This is a genomic window from Brevundimonas sp. Soil_N_31 (assembly GCF_057655995.1).
On record NZ_JBDGLE010000005.1, the window covers coordinates 87,910 to 105,684 of the forward strand.

17 protein-coding genes are annotated in these 17,775 nt (G+C 69.6%); 5 read left to right on the forward strand and 12 right to left on the reverse strand.

The features are described from left to right. Positions 1–29 precede the first annotated feature (29 nt). Positions 30–608 (forward strand): Cif family virulence factor, encoded by a 579-nt coding sequence (locus AC3A3G_RS09820; protein ID WP_487488089.1) that lies wholly within the window; start codon positions 30–32, stop codon positions 606–608. Positions 609–617: 9 nt separating this feature from the next. On the opposite strand, the gene AC3A3G_RS09825 is transcribed toward AC3A3G_RS09820, so the two are convergent. The 3 genes from AC3A3G_RS09825 to AC3A3G_RS09835 form a co-directional block, all read right to left on the reverse strand. Further along, positions 618–1,763, reverse strand: coding sequence for a serine hydrolase domain-containing protein (locus tag AC3A3G_RS09825; protein WP_292059084.1), 1,146 nt, complete (start codon positions 1,761–1,763; stop codon positions 618–620). Positions 1,764–1,808: 45 nt separating this feature from the next. Then, positions 1,809–3,449, reverse strand: a complete 1,641-nt coding sequence (locus tag AC3A3G_RS09830) for a M28 family metallopeptidase (RefSeq protein WP_487488090.1) — start codon at positions 3,447–3,449, stop codon at positions 1,809–1,811. Positions 3,450–3,521: 72 nt separating this feature from the next. Further along, positions 3,522–4,736, reverse strand: a complete 1,215-nt coding sequence (locus tag AC3A3G_RS09835; protein ID WP_487488091.1) for a BaiN/RdsA family NAD(P)/FAD-dependent oxidoreductase — start codon at positions 4,734–4,736, stop codon at positions 3,522–3,524. A 49-nt stretch (positions 4,737–4,785) separates the two neighbouring features. Here AC3A3G_RS09835 and greA point away from each other — a divergent pair, with 49 nt between their 5' ends. Continuing rightward, a complete protein-coding gene (gene greA / locus AC3A3G_RS09840; RefSeq protein WP_487488092.1) occupies positions 4,786–5,262 on the forward strand; it encodes a transcription elongation factor GreA in 477 nt (158 codons plus the stop codon). Positions 5,263–5,274: 12 nt separating this feature from the next. Here greA and AC3A3G_RS09845 read toward each other — a convergent pair whose 3' ends face one another. Further along, on the reverse strand, positions 5,275–6,915 hold the full coding sequence (locus tag AC3A3G_RS09845) for a leucyl aminopeptidase (protein WP_200168228.1): 1,641 nt from the start codon (positions 6,913–6,915) through the stop codon (positions 5,275–5,277). Positions 6,916–7,304: 389 nt separating this feature from the next. On the opposite strand from AC3A3G_RS09845, the gene AC3A3G_RS09850 reads away from it, so the two are divergent. Then, positions 7,305–8,249 carry a LysR substrate-binding domain-containing protein gene (locus AC3A3G_RS09850; protein WP_200168229.1) on the forward strand — a complete coding sequence of 315 codons (945 nt, stop codon included), beginning with the start codon at positions 7,305–7,307 and terminating at the stop codon, positions 8,247–8,249. Positions 8,250–8,338: 89 nt separating this feature from the next. On the opposite strand, the gene groL is transcribed toward AC3A3G_RS09850, so the two are convergent. Together groL and groES are read right to left on the reverse strand one after the other, a co-directional pair. Next, on the reverse strand, positions 8,339–9,985 hold the full coding sequence (gene groL, locus AC3A3G_RS09855) for a chaperonin GroEL (RefSeq protein WP_200216301.1): 1,647 nt from the start codon (positions 9,983–9,985) through the stop codon (positions 8,339–8,341). Positions 9,986–10,041: 56 nt separating this feature from the next. Further along, positions 10,042–10,329 carry a co-chaperone GroES gene (gene groES, locus AC3A3G_RS09860; RefSeq protein ID WP_003166488.1) on the reverse strand — a complete coding sequence of 96 codons (288 nt, stop codon included), beginning with the start codon at positions 10,327–10,329 and terminating at the stop codon, positions 10,042–10,044. A gap of 239 nt (positions 10,330–10,568) precedes the next feature. On the opposite strand from groES, the gene AC3A3G_RS09865 reads away from it, so the two are divergent. Then, positions 10,569–11,036, forward strand: a complete 468-nt coding sequence (locus AC3A3G_RS09865; protein ID WP_200168231.1) for a YMGG-like glycine zipper-containing protein — start codon at positions 10,569–10,571, stop codon at positions 11,034–11,036. Between the two features lie 59 nt (positions 11,037–11,095). Here the strand turns inward: AC3A3G_RS09865 and AC3A3G_RS09870 are convergent, their stop codons facing one another. From AC3A3G_RS09870 to pgi, 3 genes are read right to left on the reverse strand one after another with little or no spacing between them, the layout of a single operon-like run. Next, a complete protein-coding gene (locus AC3A3G_RS09870) occupies positions 11,096–11,590 on the reverse strand; it encodes an ion channel (RefSeq protein ID WP_412876641.1) in 495 nt (164 codons plus the stop codon). After that, the gene (locus AC3A3G_RS09875; RefSeq protein WP_289647863.1) at positions 11,587–11,973 is read right to left on the reverse strand and encodes a DUF4260 domain-containing protein; all 387 of its coding nucleotides are present in this window, start codon (positions 11,971–11,973) and stop codon (positions 11,587–11,589) included. Before AC3A3G_RS09875 ends, AC3A3G_RS09870 begins: the two co-directional genes overlap by 4 nt. Continuing rightward, positions 11,970–13,574 (reverse strand): glucose-6-phosphate isomerase, encoded by a 1,605-nt coding sequence (gene pgi, locus AC3A3G_RS09880; protein WP_487488093.1) that lies wholly within the window; start codon positions 13,572–13,574, stop codon positions 11,970–11,972. The genes AC3A3G_RS09875 and pgi overlap by 4 nt, the downstream gene beginning before the upstream one ends. A 150-nt stretch (positions 13,575–13,724) precedes the next feature. Between pgi and AC3A3G_RS09885 the strand changes: the two genes are divergently transcribed. Continuing rightward, complete coding sequence (locus tag AC3A3G_RS09885) at positions 13,725–14,201, forward strand: hypothetical protein (RefSeq protein ID WP_200168232.1); 477 nt, start codon at positions 13,725–13,727, stop codon at positions 14,199–14,201. Between the two features lie 58 nt (positions 14,202–14,259). On the opposite strand, the gene AC3A3G_RS09890 is transcribed toward AC3A3G_RS09885, so the two are convergent. From AC3A3G_RS09890 to AC3A3G_RS09900, 3 genes are all read right to left on the reverse strand, one after another. Then, a complete protein-coding gene (locus tag AC3A3G_RS09890) occupies positions 14,260–14,934 on the reverse strand; it encodes a thioredoxin family protein (protein WP_200168233.1) in 675 nt (224 codons plus the stop codon). A gap of 23 nt (positions 14,935–14,957) precedes the next feature. Beyond that, complete coding sequence (locus AC3A3G_RS09895; protein WP_487488094.1) at positions 14,958–17,171, reverse strand: protein-disulfide reductase DsbD family protein; 2,214 nt, start codon at positions 17,169–17,171, stop codon at positions 14,958–14,960. Between the two features lie 104 nt (positions 17,172–17,275). Then, positions 17,276–17,731, reverse strand: a complete 456-nt coding sequence (locus AC3A3G_RS09900; protein WP_200216298.1) for an OmpA family protein — start codon at positions 17,729–17,731, stop codon at positions 17,276–17,278. Positions 17,732–17,775 lie beyond the last annotated feature (44 nt).

The window sequence follows — 17,775 nt, forward strand, 5'->3', positions numbered from 1 at the left end:
GGCGCCGTCCCGTCCTAAAGAAGAAGGCGATGATGATCTGTTCCCGCTTCCTCGCCGCCGCCGCCGCAACCGTTCTGCTCGCCGGGGGGACCACGGCCTGCGCCCATGGCGCGCCTCAGACCGGCGGCGATGAAGTGATCCGCACTGCGCGCGTCGGGGTCAGCCGCGAGGCCGCGCCGACCGCCGCGCCGGGCGCGCCCGTCGCCGTCGCCGCCCCGCCGACCACGGCCGAGACCTTCGACGCGGTCAGCGACGCCCTGGACGCCGCCGCCGCCGCCTGGACCTCGGGTCAGGTGGATGCGGTCATGGCCACCTATGTCCACGACGAGCCCTTGCTGGTCTTCCTGGGCGACACCCCGCTGAAGGGGCCCGACAGCGTGCGCGCCGCCCTGGACGCCCGCGCGGCGGCGCCCGGCGGTCTGGGGACGCTGTCCTATGAGTGGTTCGAGACCATGCAGTTCGACGTCAATACGGCGGTGGTCTCTGGCCGGGCGGTGATGACGCGCGACGGCAAGACCCATCGCGGCCTGTTCACCCGCATCCTGCGTCGCACGGTCGACGGCTGGCTGATCGTCCACGACCAGCTGGCTTGGGGGCCGGAAGCCTAAGGCGCCGTCTTACAAGGCTGTATAGAGCGCTTCGACCAACCGAAGGGCGCGCGGGTCGCCGAGCAGGTGGGGCGACTGGCGCGTCATGACATAGGCGGCCGAGACGCCCGCCGCCTGATCCGCAAACGCCATCGATCCGCCCCAGCCGCAGTGGCCGACCGCCTCGGGGTTGGGGCCGAAGATGTTCAGGCCCTGATTGCGGGTGAAGCCCGCCGCCCAGCTTATGTCGAAGGGCAGCACCTTGTCGGGCCCGTGGATGCGCTCGCGCGTCGTCTGAGCCAGAGTTTCCTCCGACAGCACGGTCAAGTGATCCAGCGCGCCGCCGGTGGCGATGATGGACATCATCCGGGCCAGATCCTTGGCCGTGCCATGCAGGTTGGCGGACGGAATCTCCGCCATGCGCCACTCGGTCGAGCCGCGTCCCCCGGGGGCCGAGCCGCGATCCAGGAAGGCGGCCTTCTTGATGGCGTCGATGGGGCCGAGGTCCGGCGCGGCGGCGGGCTTGCGCAGTTGGGCCACGCGGCCGTGTTCGCTTTCCGGCAGGCCGATCCACAGGTCCAGATCGAACGGCTGGGCGAAGTCTTCGCGCAGGGCCGCTCCCATGGTCTGCCCGTCGACGATGCGGAACAGCTCGCCCGCCAGATAGCCGATGGTGATGGGGTGATAGCCGGACGCTGTCCCCGGCGCCCACAGCGGCGTCTGGGCCGCCAGCTTGTCCAGCACCGCCTGACGGTCGAACCAGATCTCGGGCTCGGCCCCGCCATCGAAGCCCGGCAGGCCGGACTGGTGGCTCATCAACTGGCCGACGGTCAGCTGGTCCTTGCCTGCCGCGCCGAAGGCGGGCCAGTGGTCGGCGACCCGGTCCTCATAGGACAACAGTCCCTTGTCCACGCAGCGCGCGATCATCAGGGCCATCACCGCCTTGCCGGTCGAGAAGACCGGGACCAGCGTGTCCTCGGCGAACGGCCTGGTCCCCGCCAGATCGGCCGACCCGGCCCACAGGTCGACCGCCACCTCGCCGTCGATGGTCACGCTGAAGCGCGCGGCCAGTTCGTTCAGCCTCTCGGGCGCGTCGGTGAAGTTGGCGGCGAAGGCGTCCTTCACCGCATTGAAACGCGGCGGGCAGACGCCATGGAGGTCGGGGAGGCTGGTCATGGGACGGCTCTAGCGCCTTGGCGGCTTCACGTCACTTGCGGCCGATTACTGGCGCGCCGACGCCGAGGCGTTGCGGGCGCCCTCGAACTCGTCGCCCGGCTTCCACGCGGGCCAGTCGCGCGAATTGGCCAGATCGCGGCCGACTTCATACAGCAGCTGCACATCGGCGGCGGCGGCGTCCATCGTCCACTGTGGCGTCCATTCGTCCGAAGGCTGATGATAGCGGTTGGCGACATAGTCGCGGCTGGCGTCGTTGTGGCCGGTGAAGCCTGCGGCGGCGAACAGGGCGGGCACGCCCTTCCTCGCCAGCGGGAAGTGGTCCGAGCGATAGAAGGCCCCCGCATGCGGCGCGGGATCGGGGATCAGGCGACGCCCCTCGCGCGCGGCCAGCACCGCCAGCCGGTCGTCCAAATCGTTCTTGCCCGCGCCGATGACGACGATGTTCGGGTCGATCTCGGTTCCCGGCAGCAGGCTGTCCATGTTGATGTTGGCGACCGTCGTCTCCAGCGGCCAGACCGGATTGGCGGCATAGTATTCAGCGCCCAGCAGGCCCGTCTCTTCTGCCGCCCAGCTGATGAAGACGGTCGAGCGTTCGGGGCGCGGCCCCTCGGCGAACAGACGGGCGATCTCCATGACGCCCGCTACGCCCGTCGCATTGTCGACGGCGCCGTTATAGATGTCGTCGCCGTTCTTGGGCGTGGCGCGGCCATAGGCGTCCCAGTGGGCGCCGAACATCACCGTCTCGTCCGGGTATTTGGTTCCGGGCAGGCGGCCGATGACGTTGCGCGTCTCGACCCGGTCGGCCTTCTGGCCGAAGTCGATGGACAGGGTCACGCCGTCCAGCGCCACGGGCTGGAAGTCGGGCGTGCGCGCCTGATCCTTCAGGGCGGCGAAGTCGAGGCCTGCGTCCCTGAACAGCTGTTCGGCCACGGCGCCCTGGATCCACCCTTGAGCCGCCACGCGCTCTTTGTTCGGGTCAGCGCGGACGATGTCGAACTTGGGCGCGGTCGAGGAATTCTCCAACGTCGACCACGGATAGCCCGCGCCCGGCGTGTCGTGGATGACCAGAACGCCCGCCGCGCCATGCGCCGCCGCCACCTGGAACTTATAGGTCCAACGGCCGTAGAAGGTCATGGCCTGACCGTCGAACTTGCCCGCGACGGGGTGGCCTTCAGGCGCGCCGAAGTCGGGGTCGTTGACCAGCACCAGCATGATCTTGCCGGTCAGATCGACGCCCTTGTAGTCGTCCCAACCGCGCTCGGGCGCATCGACGCCATAGCCGACGAAGACCAGAGGCGCATCGGTCAGGTTGATGCGCTCCACCGGCCGGTCGGACGAGACGATGACGTCCTTGGCCCGCTGCAGTTCGGTCGTGCGGCCGTTGGCGGTGATGCTGATGGCGGCGGGGCCGTCCTGACTGGTGCGGCTGACCTGGGCCACCTGCACCCACGACCCGTTCGGACCTCCGGGTTCGAGACCCAGCGTCTGGAACTGCTGCGACAACCATTCGATGGTGCGGTCTTCGCCGGGCGTGACCGGGGCGCGGCCTTCGAACTCGTCGGACGCCAGGACGCGCGTCGCCTCGTTTAGCCGAGCCGGGTCGACGCGGCCGGTTTGGGCGAGCGCGGAGGTCGAACACATCAGGACGGCGATCAGGCCGACGGCGGCGGAACGGGCGAGGGTCATGGGCAGGCTCGGCTCTTGAACGATTTGCGCCACGCTGCCCCCTGAGGGCGCCGCTGTCGACCCCGAAAGGCCTCAGCGCCCGTCCAGCCAGGCGCGCACGCCGTCCGCCGCGACGACGCCTGAGGCGAAGGAGGCCTGGAGCAGATAGCCGCCGGTCGGCGCCTCCCAGTCCAGCATTTCGCCCGCCGCAAAGACGCCGGGCCGCGCCTTCAGCATCAGCCGCTCGTCCACGGCGTCCAGCGCCACGCCACCGGCCGAGGAGATGGCGCGGCTCAGGCCCTGCACCCCGGTCAGGGTCAGGGCGACGCCCTTGATCCGGGCCGCCAGTTCGGCCGGGTCTGCAGGCAGCGGACCGCCTTCACGCAACAGGGCGACAGCGGCGGCGTCCAGCCGCGCGGCCTTGCGCAGCCAGTTCGACAGGCTGTCCTTGCCGCGCGGTTTCGACAGGCGCTGAGCGAGGGCTTCGATGCTCAGATCGGGCCGCAGGTCGAGCATCAGCGAGGTCGTTCCATCGCGCTCGATCGCCGCGCGTAGCCCGGCGGACAGGGCATAGACGCCGCCGCCTTCGATCCCATAGGCGGCGATCATGGCCTCGCCGCGCACCGTGCGGCCCTCATGCGTCAGGGCGATCCCCTTCAGCGGCGTTCCGGCGAAACGCTCGCGGAACATGGACGACCAGGCGACGTCGAAGCCGACATTGGCGGGGCGGAAGGGGACGACGGCGGCGCCCGCTTCTTCCAGCGCGGGAACCCAGGCGGCGTCGGAGCCGAGCTTGGCCCAGCTGGCGCCGCCCAGAGCCAGGATCACGGCGTCGGGGCGTTCTGTTCGCTCGCCGTCGGGCGTGTCGAAGGTCAGGGCTTCGTCTTGCCAGCCGATCCAGCACGAGCGGGTGCGGATCTCCACGCCCAACGCCTCCAGCCGCGCCAGCCAGGCGCGCAGCAGGGGCGAGGCCTTCATCGCTTTCGGGAACACTCGGCCGGATGAACCAATGAAGGTCGATTGGCCCACCCCCTCGACCCAGTCGATCAGATCGGCGGGCGAAAAGGCGTCCAGCCAGCCCTTGATGCGCGCCTGCGCGGCGGCGTCATAGCGGTTCAGGAACGGCTCGGGCGGCTCCGAATGGGTCAGGTTCAGCCCGCCGCGCCCGGCCATCAGCAGCTTGCGCGCGACCGAGGGCATCCGCTCATGCACGACGACGCGCAGGCCCGCCTGAGCCAGACGTTCAGCGGCCATCAGTCCGGCGGGACCGGCGCCGATCACGGCGATTGTGTGCGGGGAGCGCGTCATTCGACCTTCCTAGACCGGAACGATTGCGCGGGGCATAGGCTCTATCATCATGAGCGTCGCCTTCACCCGAGAAGAAGATCTGGAAGCCACGGCCGCCGACCTGGTGGACCGCCCGATCTCGCCCCATCCCAACCATGTCACGGCCGAGGGGCTGGCCCTGATTGAGGCCGAGCTGGCGGCGGCGCGGGCGGCCTATACCCGCGCTCAGACTCAGGGGGCGATCGAGGCGGACCGCACCGCCATGGCCCGCGCCACGCGCGACCTGCGCTACTGGTCGGCGCGCCGAGCCTCGGCCCAGTTGTTGGAGACGGCGTCGGACGGGCGGGTGCGCTTCGGCGGATCGGTCGCCATCGAGCGCGAGGACGGCCGCAGCCAGACCTGGCGCATCGTCGGCGAGGACGAGGCCGACCCGGCCAAGGGCAGCGTCAGCCATGTCTCGCCCCTGGCCCGCGCCCTGATGGGCAAGCGGGTCGGCGACGATGCGACCGTGGCGGGCCAGTCGGTCGAGATCGTCGCCGTCGATTGAGGATGCGGCGGTTCAGTAGCCGCCCGTTCCCTTCTCTCTGGCCACCGGCTGGAAGTCGCGCACGAAACGCTCCAGCAGGCGCACGCTGTAGCCCGCAGAACCGGCCGGCTTGACGTCGCTAGCGCCGCCGAAGGCCATGTTGGCGATGTCCAGATGCGCCCAGGGCGTCTCGGGCCGGGCGAAATAGCCGATGAAGTGGGCGCCGGTGCCCGCGCCCGCCCCGCCGTCGCCCGAGTTCTTGATGTCGGCGATGGTCGAGGAGGTGGCCCGCACATAGGAGGGGTGCAGCGGCAGGCGCCATAGCGTCTCGCCCGTGGCGTCGCCCGCCGTCTTCAACTGGTCGGCCAGGGCGTCGTGACGGCTGAACAGGCCGGCATAGTCATTGCCCAGGGCGCCGCCGACCGAGCCGGTCAGGGTGGCGACATCGACTATGGCGGCGGGGTTCAGCGTGGTGTCGGCCCAGACCACGGCGTCGGCCAATACAAGGCGTCCCTCGGCGTCGGTCGAGATGATCTCGATGGTCTTGCCGTTCATGGCGGTCAGCACGTCGGCCGGGCGGATGGCGTTCCCGTCGGGCATGTTTTCGGCCAGGGCGGCGACGGCGACCACGTCCACCGGCGCCCCGCCCTTGGCCAGGGCCAGGACCGCGCCGACAACGCTGGCGGCGCCGGACATGTCCATCTTCATATTGCCCATATTGGCGCCCGGCTTGATGGAGATGCCGCCGGAATCGAAGGTGATGCCCTTGCCCAGCAGGGCGATCGGGCCGTCATTGGACGCGCCCTGGCCGCGATAGCGCACGGCCAGAAGGCGCGGCGGGCGGCTGGAGCCCTGGCCGACGCCCAGCAGGGCGCCCATGCCCAGGCGCTGCATGGCGGGCACGTCCAGTTCGGTGATCTCGACCCCCGGCACGCCGGCGAAGGCGGCGCGGGCGCGCTCGACAAAGCTTTCCGGATAGATGACGTTGGCCGGTTCGTTGGACACGTCGCGGGTCCAAGCCATGGCCTCGATCAGGGCGGCGCCGCGACGGTGATGCGCCTGGGCGCCCGATGCGTCATCGGCGATGACGGTCAGGGCGCCGGGCGTCGGGCGGTCGCGGCCGGTGGTGACATAGATATCCGAGCGATAGTGGCCGATGCCCAGGCCGGTCGCCAGTTCCGAGGCCAGATCAGCCGACAGGCCCGAGGTCAGGGCGGTCAGGGCGCCGGGCTGGCTGTTCAGGGCGCGGCCGGCGACGATCCCGGCGGTCTGAATGTCTGCGGCCTTGGGCGCTGCGCCCAGACCGACGACCAGGATGCGGTCCCAGCCGCCAACGCCGTGCAGATTCAACGTCTGGCGCGCCTTGTAGTCGAAGCGCGCGGCGGTCAGGGCCGAGGCGATCGCCTGGCGCGTCCCGGCGTCCAGGGCGGCGCCGCGCGCGGCCAGCTCGGCCTCCGACGACAGCGGCAGAACCAGGGCGCCCGACGGGGCCGCCGATGCGGCGAAGGTCACGGCGCGCGTCTGGGCCGGGGCGGCGCGCGCGGGCCAGTCCGAACGCTCGATGGCGGGCGCGGCGCGGCGCGATTGAGCTTCGGCCGGAACGGCGACGGTCAGGCCGGCGGCGGCGATCAGCGCGGCTGCGGCGAAGGACGAAATACGGGTGGTGCGGCGCATCGATCAGGGCCCCCTCTGTGACGATGAAGGCGCCTTTATGGGCGGGGGCGCCGCGCGGGGGCAACCGCTCCGCTGGCGGAAGGACGCCGGGCGCGACGCCTTGTCGCGCTTGTCGCGCGCTAGAGGCCGCGCCCGGCGCAGCGGCGGCCGTCAGCAGGCCGCCGGACGCGGGGGCGTCGGGCAGGGTCGGGCCCTGAGACGGACATCGCCGGTTTCGCGGCGTGAAAGGCGGTGGGCGTCAAGCAAGGCGCCGATCCAGCCCCACGCGGGTTCCTTATGAGTGCGGTGAATGTCTTCCATTGTTCGTCCTCCTTTCTGAGATCATCAGAATGGCGCATGGTGGCGACTATCACAAACGAGACGACGGCGTTCATCCATAAGGTTGACTTATGTCTGATCCTCTTTCCCGCATCCCGGTCGACGCGCTTCGCGTGTTCGAGGCGGCGGCGCGTCTGCTCAGCTTCACCCGCGCGGCCGAGGTTCTGGGCATGAGCCAGGCGGCGGTCAGCTGGCGCATCCGCGACCTGGAGCAGCGGCTGGAGCGGCCCCTGTTCACGCGCGGCACGCGGCAGGTGGCCCTGACGCCCGAAGGCGAGCGGCTGGCCACGGCGGCGACCGAGGCGATGACCCTGCTGCGCCGCGCCGTGGCCGAGGTGATCGAGACCGATCAAGGGGTGCTGGCCGTCACCACGCTCCAGACCCTGGCGACCCAGTGGCTGGCGACGCGGCTGGGGTCTTTCCAGCTGGCCAACCCGGATCTGGCGGTGCGGGTGGACACCAGTCCGGTCCTGTCCGGCCTGGGGGCGGATGGGCTGGACGTGGCGCTGCGGTTCGGTTCGGGCCGCTGGCCGGGACTGGAGAGCCGTTTCCTGATGCCCGCCGTCTTCACGCCCGTCTGCACGCCCGCGATGCGCGACCGGCTGGATCTGAAGACGCCTGCGGACTTGAAGCGCGCCCATCTGGTCGGAGAGCCGCAGGAATGGGCGGCCTGGTTCGCCGCCGCCGGGGTGGCCCCCGCCGACGCCGCCCCGCCGCCGCGCCTGACCGCCGACAATCAGGCGATGGAGGTGGCGGCGGCGCTGGGCGATCAGGGCGTGGCCCTGGGGTCGCCCATCCTCTACGGCCGCGAGATCGAACGGGGACTTCTGGTCCGGCCGTTCGAGGAGACCGTCGCCCTGGCCGAGGGCTATTGGCTCTGCTACCCGCCGGGCCGCCGCCTGACCCCCAAGATCGCCCGGTTTCGCGACTGGGTGCTGGACACGGCGCGGACCGACCCGGCGGTGGTCGAGGGGGCGCGGCTGGCGGGACGTGAGGTGGGGGAGGCGGGCCGTTAATCCTTCTCCCGCAAGGGGAGAAGAAAAAGAAAAGGGCGGGATCTTTCGATCCCGCCCCTTCCGTAGTCTCAGCGTGAGGTGACTTGGACTTAGAAGTCCATGCCGCCCATACCGCCCATGCCGCCCATGTCGGGGGCGCCGCCGGCCGAGGCCTTCTTCGGCGCGTCAGCGATGGCGGCTTCCGTGGTGATCATGATGCCGGCGACCGAGGCGGCCGACTTCAGAGCCGAACGGACGACCTTGGCCGGATCGATCACGCCCATTTGGACGAGGTCGCCGTACTCTTCGGTCTGGGCGTTGAAGCCGAACGAGGCGTCGGTCGAGTCCATGACCTTGCCGACCACGATCGAACCTTCGACGCCCGAGTTCTCGGAGATCTGACGGATCGGAGCCTGCAGGGCGCGGCGCACGATGTTGATGCCGGCGTTCTGATCGGCGTTGACGCCCTTCAGATCGATCAGCTTCTTGGAGGCTTGCAGCAGGGCCACGCCGCCGCCCGGGACGATGCCTTCATCGGCAGCGGCGCGGGTCGCGTTCAGGGCGTCGTCGACGCGGTCCTTCTTTTCCTTCACTTCGACTTCGGTCGAGCCGCCGACGCGCAGGACGGCCACGCCGCCGGCCAGCTTGGCCAGACGCTCTTGCAGCTTTTCCTTGTCGTAGTCCGAGGTGGTGTCCTCGATCTGACGCTTGATCTGGCCGACGCGGGCCTCGATGCCGTCCTTCTCGCCCGAACCTTCGACGATGGTGGTGTCGTCCTTGGTGATGGAGACCTTCTTGGCCTTACCCAGCATGTCCAGGGTGACGGTTTCCAGCTTGATGCCGAGGTCTTCAGAGATGACCTGGCCGCCCGTCAGGATGGCAATGTCTTCCAGCATGGCCTTGCGGCGATCGCCGAAGCCCGGAGCCTTGACGGCGGCGACGCGCAGGCCGCCGCGCAGCTTGTTGACGACCAGGGTGGCCAGGGCTTCGCCTTCGATGTCCTCGGCGATGATCAGCAGGGGACGGCCCGACTGAACCACGGCTTCCAGCACCGGCAGCATGGGCTGCAGCGAGGTCAGCTTCTTCTCGTGGAGCAGGATGAGGGGCTCTTCGAGGGCGACCTCCATCTTGTCCGGGTTGGTGATGAAGTAGGGCGACAGGTAGCCGCGGTCGAACTGCATGCCTTCGACGATGTCGACGGTGGTTTCGGCCGTCTTGGCTTCTTCGACGGTGATGACGCCTTCGTTGCCGACCTTGGCCATGGCCAGGGCGATCAGCTCGCCGATTTCAGCGTCGCCGTTGGCCGAGATGGTGCCGACCTGGGCGATTTCCGAGTTGTTGGAGACCGGCTTGGAGATGGTCTTCACTTCGTCCAGGGCCACGGCGACGGCCTGGTCGATGCCGCGTTTCAGGTCCATCGGGTTCATGCCGGCGGCGACGGCCTTCAGGCCTTCTTGCACGATGGCCTGAGCCAGGACGGTGGCGGTGGTGGTGCCGTCGCCCGCGTTGTCGTTCGCCTTGGAGGCGACTTCGCGGATCATCTGGGCGCCCATGTTCTCGAAGGCGTCTTCCAGCTCGATCTCTTTGGCGACCGAAACGCCGTCCTTGGTCGAGCGCGGGGCGCCGAACGACTTCTGGATCACGACGTTGCGGCCCTTCGGACCCAGGGTGACCTTGACGGCGTCAGCCAGGACGTTGACGCCCTTCAGCATCTTGTCGCGGGCGTCGGTGTTGAACTTTACGATTTTAGCGGCCATGCGGGCTGCTCCTATCTATAAGATTTTAAATCAGAAACCGGAAACCGAGGCGCGTCTTACGACAGCACGCCCAGGACGTCGGATTCCTTCATGATGATCAGGTCTTCGCCGTCGATCTTCACTTCGCTGCCCGACCACTTGCCGAACAGGACGCGGTCGCCTGCCTTCAGCTCCAGGGCGACGAACTTGCCGTCTTCGTCACGGACGCCGGGGCCCACGGCGACGACTTCGCCTTCCTGGGGCTTTTCCTTGGCCGTGTCGGGGATGATGATCCCGCCCTTGGTCTTGGATTCTTCTTCAACGCGCTTGACCAGCACGCGGTCGCCGAGCGGACGAAACGCCATCTGAGTAACTCCCGTTAGGATGTTGGTTCCAGCCCTCGGAGCCCGCGACTTTGGCAGTCGCCCTCCCCGAGTGCTAACGACCGGGGAGTTAGGCAGGGGGGCGGGAGGCGTCAAGGGCGACGGCGCCCGAAATCCGGTCTCAAGATGAAGCGAAAATGAACGCACGCCGCCGGGGTCGTTCAGACAGGCGGCGCTAAAAGGGGGACAACGGATCAACCGGCTTTCGAAAGGAGCCCGCCATGAAGACCCTGTCCAAGATCGGCGTCGGCGCTATCGCCCTGACGATGCTGGCTTCGACCCCGGCTGCGGCCCAGCATTATCGCGACCGCGATCGCGACAACACCGGCCGTGACGCCGTCCTGGGAGCCGTGGTCGGCGGCGTCGCCGGCGCCCTGATCGGTCAAGGCGACGGACGCTATGTCGCGGGCGGCGCCCTGGCGGGCGCGGCCCTGGGCGCGGCCTCGTCCTCGAACAACGACGACTGCGGCTATTACCGCGGCGGCCGCTGCTATCGAAACCAGGGCCACTGGGAGCGCGAGCACGGCATCAACAGCCGCGACGGCTATTACAACGGCCGCTATGAGCGGAACGACGGTCGCTACTATCGCGACGGCCGCTATTGGCGGAACCACGGTGAATGGCGCAGCTATCAGAACCGCCGCGACCGCGATCGGGATCGCGACTATCGCTACGACCGTCGCTGGTAGGCGGCGCGTGAGATGAGGAAGGGCTCGGCCGCACGGCCGGGCCTTTTTCATGGGCGGCCTTATTCGAAGCCGCTGCCTCGCTCGCCGGTCGGCAGCAGCCGCCCCATGACGGCGACGAAGAAGGCCACGGTCCAGCCCAGCAGGATGGCGCCGTTGATGCCCTCGATCGCGCCCAGCAGCTTCCAGTCCGGATCGATGGAGGCGTCGCCGTAGCCGATGGAACTGTAGCTGATCGACGAGAAATAGACCGCTTCGCGCAGGTCGGGCACGGCGCCCAGCAGATAGAAGAGCGCGGCGTAGAGCCAGATCTCGACCCCGTGCAGGATGAACAGTCCCAAAACCACGGTGACGGTATAGGCGGCGCCGCGCGGCGACAAAGGGTTGAGACGCACAGCCTGGCCGCGCCCCGCCCTGGCGTCTCCGGCGGCCAGCACCCGGCCCAGGGTCAACAGGCCGACGGCGTGCAGACCCACGGTCGTCAGCACCATGACGGTCGCGGTCAGCAGTTCGACGGTCATGTCCATGGCGCCGCTGTTTTCGATTCCGCCGATCATGACGGGCGAGCGGCGCGCTTGGCCGGGCCGATCAGGCCCAGGTGGGTGAGGCCGAAGGCCTCCGGCGACTTCAGGCCGTAGCCGAGGGCGCGGTCGAAGCCGATGTGCGCCAGCCAGATCAGGCTGAGCGCGGTCGCCCAGGGCGCGGCGGTCAGCAGGCCCGCGCCCGCCAGCAGCAGCGGCCCGATCAGGCTGTGCGCCAGGTTATAGGCCCAGGCTCCCACGCGCGGACCCGCCAGGTAGCCGGCGAAGGACAGGTCGGGGGCCAGGAAGAGAACGGCGAACAGCGCCCAGCCCTGGCCGAAGCGGCCATAGGCCAAGGCGGCGAGGACGAGCAGGGCCAGCCCCTCCAACCGCTGCCAGGCCGGGGCGACGACGGTCACGCCGTCAGCCGCCGCAGCAGGTCCGCCGTGGAGGGGTCGAGATCCGCCGAAGGCGTGCCCGTGGCGGCGTCCTTCAGCAGGGCCTTGGCCAGAACCTTGCCCAGTTCGACGCCCCATTGGTCAAAGCTGTTGATGTCCCATAGCACGCCTTCAACGAAGGTCTTGTGTTCATAGAGGGCGATCAGGGCGCCGAGGGTCTGGGGCGTCAGCCGTTCCATCAGGATGGCGGTCGATGGCCGGTTGCCGGGGAAGGCCTTGTGAGGGGTCAGGCGGTCGGCCTCGTCTTCTGATGCGCCGGAAGCGATCAGTTCGGCGCGGGCCTGAACCTCGCTCTTGCCCTGCATCAGGGCCTGGGCCTGGGCCAGGGCGTTGGCCCACAGATAGGTCGAAGGCGTCTCCTCGCAGGTGCGGCCCACGATGATGAACTCGACCGGCACGACCTGCGGCCCTTGATGCAATTGCTGGAAGAAGGCGTGCTGGCCGTTGGCGCCCGGCTCGCCGAAGATGACGGGGCAGGTCTGGCGGCCGACGGGGGATCCGTCGCGGCGCACCTGCTTGCCGTTCGATTCCATCTCGAGCTGTTGCAGGAAGGCCGGCAGGCGACGCAGGTCGTGGGCGTAGGGGGCGACCGTCCGCGCCGGGCGGTGCAGGCCGTCGACGTTGTAGATCTCGGCCAGGGCCAGCATCACCGGCGCATTCCTCTCCAGCGGGGCCTCAAGGAAGTGACGGTCCAGGTCGGCGGCGCCGTCAAGGAAGCCCTGGAACGCGTCCCAGCCTAGGCCGATGACGCAGGACAGGCTGACCGCCGACCACAGGGAATAGCGCCCGCCGACCCAGTCCCGGAACGCAAAGGTGCGGCCGCAGCCGAACGCCGCCGCCTTGTCCGGCGCGGCGGTGACGCCGATGAAGTGTTTCGCCATTCCCTCGGCGGGCAGGGCGGCGGCCAGCCAGGCCTTGGCGGCCTGGGCGTTCAGCAGGGTTTCCTGGGTGGTGAAGCTCTTGGAGACGACGATCACCAGGGTGGTTTCAGGATCCAGCCCGATCAGGGCCTCGGCCGTGTCGCGCGGGTCGATGTTGGCGACGAAGCGCAGGTCGATGGCGGGGTCCAGGGGGCGCAGGGCGTCCCAGATCAGGCGCGGTCCCAGATCGGAACCGCCGATGCCGATATGGAGCACCGTCTTGAAGGGACGCCCGCTCGCGCCTGTTTCATTCCCGGACCGCAACGCTTCGGCATAGGCTTTCATTTCGGCGCGCACGGCCTCGACCTCGGCCGAGACCGGCTCGCCCAGGGCGTGGAAGGCGGCGCCGTTCGGCGCGCGCAGAGCCGGGTGCAGCACGGCGCGGCCTTCGGTCAGATTGACCGCCTCGCCATTGAACAGGCCCGCGCGACGCCCCTCGACGTCGCAGGCGCGGGCCAGCGCCAGCGCCGCTTTCAGGCCCGCCTGGGTCCAGCTCTGCTTGGACAGGTCGATGTGCAGGCCGGCCACGTCCAGCGTCAGCCGCGTCAGTCGGTCGGGGTCGGCGGTGAATTGATCCTGGATTCGCGCATCCGCGTCCCGTCGGGCGGCGGCCTCGAGTTCGGCCCAGGCGGCGTGCGGCATCGTCGTCTCCTATGGCGGTCCCGGCTTTTTGGCCCGGCGCTTGCAAGCTCTGGTTTACGGCCCAGGCCGTGAAGAGTTCAATCCAAGACTGGGTCAACAAGGATTTCCTGGTGGAAGTCCGTCGTTCCGGTCCCTTGTGAAAGGCACGCCATGTCCTGCGGAATAGCTCTCGCCGTCGCCCTGATGCTGGCCGACCCCGCGGTCGCCGAAGCCGCCGCCCTGCCGCCGGTGGCGCCCGCCGCTCCGGTCTCGGTGGCCCAGGAGCCTCTGTTCGCTGACCTGGTGGCCCGTTCGGGCGCTCTGAAGACGATCGTCGATGCCTGGGCGGCCTCGGGCGAGGCGGACAAGGCCGGCTTCTTCACCGGCGCGGCCTATGGAGCGTTCAAGACCCAGGCGGCGGACCTGGCCCAGCGCGACATGCAGGGTCATCTGATCCTCAAGGAGCGCGGCACCGACAACGACCTGAAATGCATCCTGCGCGGCATCTCGGAAGACATTCCGGTCAAGGTCGCGGCGCTGGAAGGCGCGCCCGATGCAGCCGCGCGCAAGCTGGCCCTCGACGAGCTGTCCTATCTGCTGAACGACAACGTCGAGGTCATCATTTCGCCGCCTCAACCCGAGGCCTAACCTCGGCTTAGGGTTGGATTGCTGGGGCTCGCGCGCTTCGCGCTAATTGAGGCCGTCCTCAGCCCTCGACGGTCTCGGGGTATTTGATGGCGCAGCCGTAGGGCGCGGCATAGGCGGTTTGCACCGCGCGCCCGGCCTTGGCGTCGGCCAGGGCGGCGCGGACGAAGTTGTTGGCTCCATCCAGGTCTTCCACCTTGTTGGTCGGCCGGTCGTCGATGCCGCCGACGAAGATCAGCCGCCCCTCGGGATCGATGATGCGCATGTCCGGCGTGGTCTTGGCGTCATAGCGTTTGCCGACCTCGCCGGTCGGGTCGAGCAGCAGGTGGGTGAAGGCGGCCTGGTGCTTGGCCTTCCAAGCTTGCGCCTCCTCTCCCTCGACGAAGCCCTGGGTTCCCGGCGCCGAGGAGATGATGGTCAGCCATACCACGCCGTCGGCGACCGCCTCGCGCTGCAGGGCCTGCATGGCGCCGGTGTAGTGCTTCTTCACGAAGGGACAGCCTTCGTTGGTCCACTCCAGCACCACCGTCTTGCCGCGGAAATCGGCCAGGGAGCGCTGCTGTCCCTCGGCGTCGACCAGGGTGAAGGCCGGGGCCGTTTCGCCAGGGGCGGGCGCCTCGGTCGCTTCGGGCGCGACGGCGGCGGTTTCGGACCGTTCAGGCGATGCGGCGGGCTGCTGCTGGCAGGCGGCGAGCAGCAGCAGAGAGGCGGAGGCGGCGGTCAGCAGGCGGAACATGGCGGTCTCCTCGGGGTGCTAGGTCAGCGGGCGGCGGCGTCTTTCAGGGCGTCGATGACGACGCCTTCGGTCAAGAGTTGAGGCAGGATACGCGGCTCAGGCCGGCCCGGCGCATAGACGAGATAGAGGGGTACGCCTGAGTGGCCGTGCCGTTGCAGCTCGGCGGTGATGGCGTCGTCGCGCCGCGTCCAGTCGCCGACCAGATAGACGGCGTTCGCCTGTTCCAGCGCCTCAGCCGTACGGGCCGAGGACAGGGCCGTGCTTTCGTTCACCTTGCACGTCACGCACCAGTCGGCGGTGAAGTTGACCAGGACCGGGCGCCCCTCGGCCAGGGCGGCCTTCACCGCCTGTTCGGACCAGGGCTGGGACGGCAGATGCGTCGAAGCGCCTGCGCTGCCCGGGGCGGCGGGCGAGGCGCGCCCCGCCAGGACGCCGAAGCCCAGCGCCGCTATCAGGGCCAGCAGGGCGGCGATCCCCGCGACCCGACTCTTGCCGGGTGCGGCGACCTGCGCTCGGCCGTAGAGCCATAGCGCCAGGGCCAGCATCAGCCCGGCTCCGAACAGCAGGGCCAGGGCGTCGGCGGTCTGGCGGCCATAGACCCAGGCCAGCCACAGGGCGGCGCCGTACATGGGGAAGGCCAGCAGATTGCGCAGCGTCTCCATCCACGGGCCGGGTTTCGGCAGGCGGGCCAGCAGACGCGGATTGAGGCTGATCAGCACATAGGGCAGGGCCAGGCCCAGCCCCAGCATCAGGAAGACCGCCAGGGCCATCGGCCAGGGCATGAACAGGGCGGCGCCGAGCGCAAAGGCCATGAAGGGGGCGGTGCAGGGCGCTGCGACGATCACCGCCAGCACCCCGGTGAAGAAGGCGCCCGCCGCGCCGGGCAGGCGCGACAGGGGACCGTGTCCGGCGCCCTGTAGTCCGGCGCCGACGTGGAAGACGCCCGACAGGTTCAGCGCCACCGCCAGCATCAGCAGGGCCAGGGCCGCCACCACGCCCGGCGACTGCAGCTGGAAGCCCCAGCCCAGCACCTGACCGCCCGCGCGAAGGGCCAGCAGCGCCCCCGCCAGCAGCAGGAAGGTCGCCAGCACCCCGGCCAGGAAGGCCAGGCCGTCGCGGCGCGCCTCGGCCGGTTCATGGGCGGCGCGGCTGAGCGAAGCGGCCTTCATCGCCAGGATGGGGAAGACGCAGGGCATCAGATTCAGGATCAGACCGCCCAGCAGGGCGAACAGCGCCGCCTTGGCGAAGTCGGACAGGCCGGTGGTCGAAGCGCCTGCCTGTGCGCCCTCGCCGTCGCCGATCGCGCCGTCGCCTATGACGCCGGTCAGGGCCGCACCCGGCTCGGCGGTGATCTCCCAGGCGCCCAGATCGGTGGACAGGACGCCGTCGATCGGCCCTTTCAGTCCATTGGTCGTCAGGCCGCGTCCGGCGGTGATCGTTACCGTCAGCCCTTGCGGGCCGCGCTCGCCCGACTGGGCGGCGGCGTGGTCGATCACCCCGCCCTCGAACGGATAGAAATAGGCCCATTTCGGCGCGGCTCCGGTCAGCGGGCCGCCGATCGCCGTCAGGGTCAGCTTGCCGTCGACAAGGGCGGCGCGGGCGTCGATCCCGGCGGGACGGGGAGCGCCGGCGACCACGTCCTGGACCGCCTGGCCGAAGCGCGTGTCCAGCGGCGCGGCGCCCTCGCGTACGGGCAGGTCCAGCGCCAGATCGAGGTCTTCCGGCACGCACATCTCGTCGCTGCAGACGTAGAAATGGGCGGTGACGCGCAGGGGCAGGCTGCGACCCGGCGGGGTGTCAGCCGGAATCTCGATCGGCACGGGCAGGAAGACCGTATCCGAATAGCCGTAGTTCATCAGGCTCTGCAGCCGCTGCCGCTCGGGCAGGGGCCACAGGATGTCACCGGGCGTCAGGCCGCTGGGCAAGGCCCAGGTCAGGGTCGTCGGGCCGCCGGAGTCGCCCTGATTGCGCCAATAGGTGTGCCAGCCGGGCTTGATCTTCTGACGGATGGCGACGACGGCGGTCGAGCCGGGCGTGGCCCAGGCGCCCATGGCGACCAGTTCAGCCTCGATCCGCTCGGTGCGTTGGGGCCCCGGCGCGACGACGGTCTTGGCGGCGGGCGCGGCCCCGGCGGCCAGGGCGTCGCGCAAGGCGGCCTCGGATGCAGGCGCAGATGGGGACGCCGCCGCCGGAAGGGCGAGGGCGAGCCAGGTCAGCAGAAGAAGCAGGATGCGCAAGGGCGACGCCAGGAACAGGATCAGGGAAAGGCGCGACCTTAGACCCTCAAGCCGCGCCTATCCACGGCCCGCGACGGTGGGCCGCAGTTCAGCCGCCTGGGGCGTCAGCGCGGGGCGACGACCTCGATCAGCACCTCGGTGCGGCGCCGCAGGGGATCGTTGACGCCGCCGACCACGGCGCCCTGGGCGCCGGCGGCCTCGATGTCGAAGGCCGGGGCGGGCAGGCCGGCGCCGGCCAGGGCCTCGGCCACGGCGCGGGCGCGTTGCTCGGAAATGGTCTGATTGGCGGCGGCGCTGCCGCTGCGGGCGTCGGCCAGGCCCGTCACCTTGACGTGCTTGATCTGGCAGCCCTGAAGCTGGGTCGCGGTCATGCCGATGGCCTGGCGGGCGGCGTCGGTCAGGGTGGCGCGGTCGGGCACGAAATAGACCTCGAACCGCTTGTCGGCGCAGGCCGACGGGTCGCTGACCAGATCGCTGCGCTCCTTATAGCCGCTCGTGGCGGCGCACCCGGCTACGGCCAGACCGGCGGTCAGCAGAACGACGACGGAAACAAGCTTCATGTCAGGCCCCTCGCGCGCGCCGTGCGGCGTGCGCGCCCTCCAGC

Excerpts from the sequence above, each read along its gene's own strand:
- AC3A3G_RS09885 (WP_200168232.1), top strand. The coding sequence starts at position 13,725 with ATGTCCTGCGGAATAGCTCTCGCCGTCGCCCTGATGCTGGCCGACCCC.
- AC3A3G_RS09890 (WP_200168233.1), bottom strand. The coding sequence starts at position 14,934 with ATGTTCCGCCTGCTGACCGCCGCCTCCGCCTCTCTGCTGCTGCTCGCC.
- AC3A3G_RS09845 (WP_200168228.1), bottom strand. The coding sequence starts at position 6,915 with ATGCGCCGCACCACCCGTATTTCGTCCTTCGCCGCAGCCGCGCTGATC.
- AC3A3G_RS09865 (WP_200168231.1), top strand. The coding sequence starts at position 10,569 with ATGAAGACCCTGTCCAAGATCGGCGTCGGCGCTATCGCCCTGACGATG.
- AC3A3G_RS09900 (WP_200216298.1), bottom strand. The coding sequence starts at position 17,731 with ATGAAGCTTGTTTCCGTCGTCGTTCTGCTGACCGCCGGTCTGGCCGTA.
- AC3A3G_RS09870 (WP_412876641.1), bottom strand. The coding sequence starts at position 11,590 with ATGATCGGCGGAATCGAAAACAGCGGCGCCATGGACATGACCGTCGAA.
- AC3A3G_RS09835 (WP_487488091.1), bottom strand. The coding sequence starts at position 4,736 with ATGACGCGCTCCCCGCACACAATCGCCGTGATCGGCGCCGGTCCCGCC.
- groL (WP_200216301.1), bottom strand. The coding sequence starts at position 9,985 with ATGGCCGCTAAAATCGTAAAGTTCAACACCGACGCCCGCGACAAGATG.
- AC3A3G_RS09850 (WP_200168229.1), top strand. The coding sequence starts at position 7,305 with ATGTCTGATCCTCTTTCCCGCATCCCGGTCGACGCGCTTCGCGTGTTC.
- AC3A3G_RS09820 (WP_487488089.1), top strand. The coding sequence starts at position 30 with ATGATGATCTGTTCCCGCTTCCTCGCCGCCGCCGCCGCAACCGTTCTG.
- greA (WP_487488092.1), top strand. The coding sequence starts at position 4,786 with ATGAGCGTCGCCTTCACCCGAGAAGAAGATCTGGAAGCCACGGCCGCC.
- pgi (WP_487488093.1), bottom strand. The coding sequence starts at position 13,574 with ATGCCGCACGCCGCCTGGGCCGAACTCGAGGCCGCCGCCCGACGGGAC.
- AC3A3G_RS09825 (WP_292059084.1), bottom strand. The coding sequence starts at position 1,763 with ATGACCAGCCTCCCCGACCTCCATGGCGTCTGCCCGCCGCGTTTCAAT.
- groES (WP_003166488.1), bottom strand. The coding sequence starts at position 10,329 with ATGGCGTTTCGTCCGCTCGGCGACCGCGTGCTGGTCAAGCGCGTTGAA.
- AC3A3G_RS09830 (WP_487488090.1), bottom strand. The coding sequence starts at position 3,449 with ATGACCCTCGCCCGTTCCGCCGCCGTCGGCCTGATCGCCGTCCTGATG.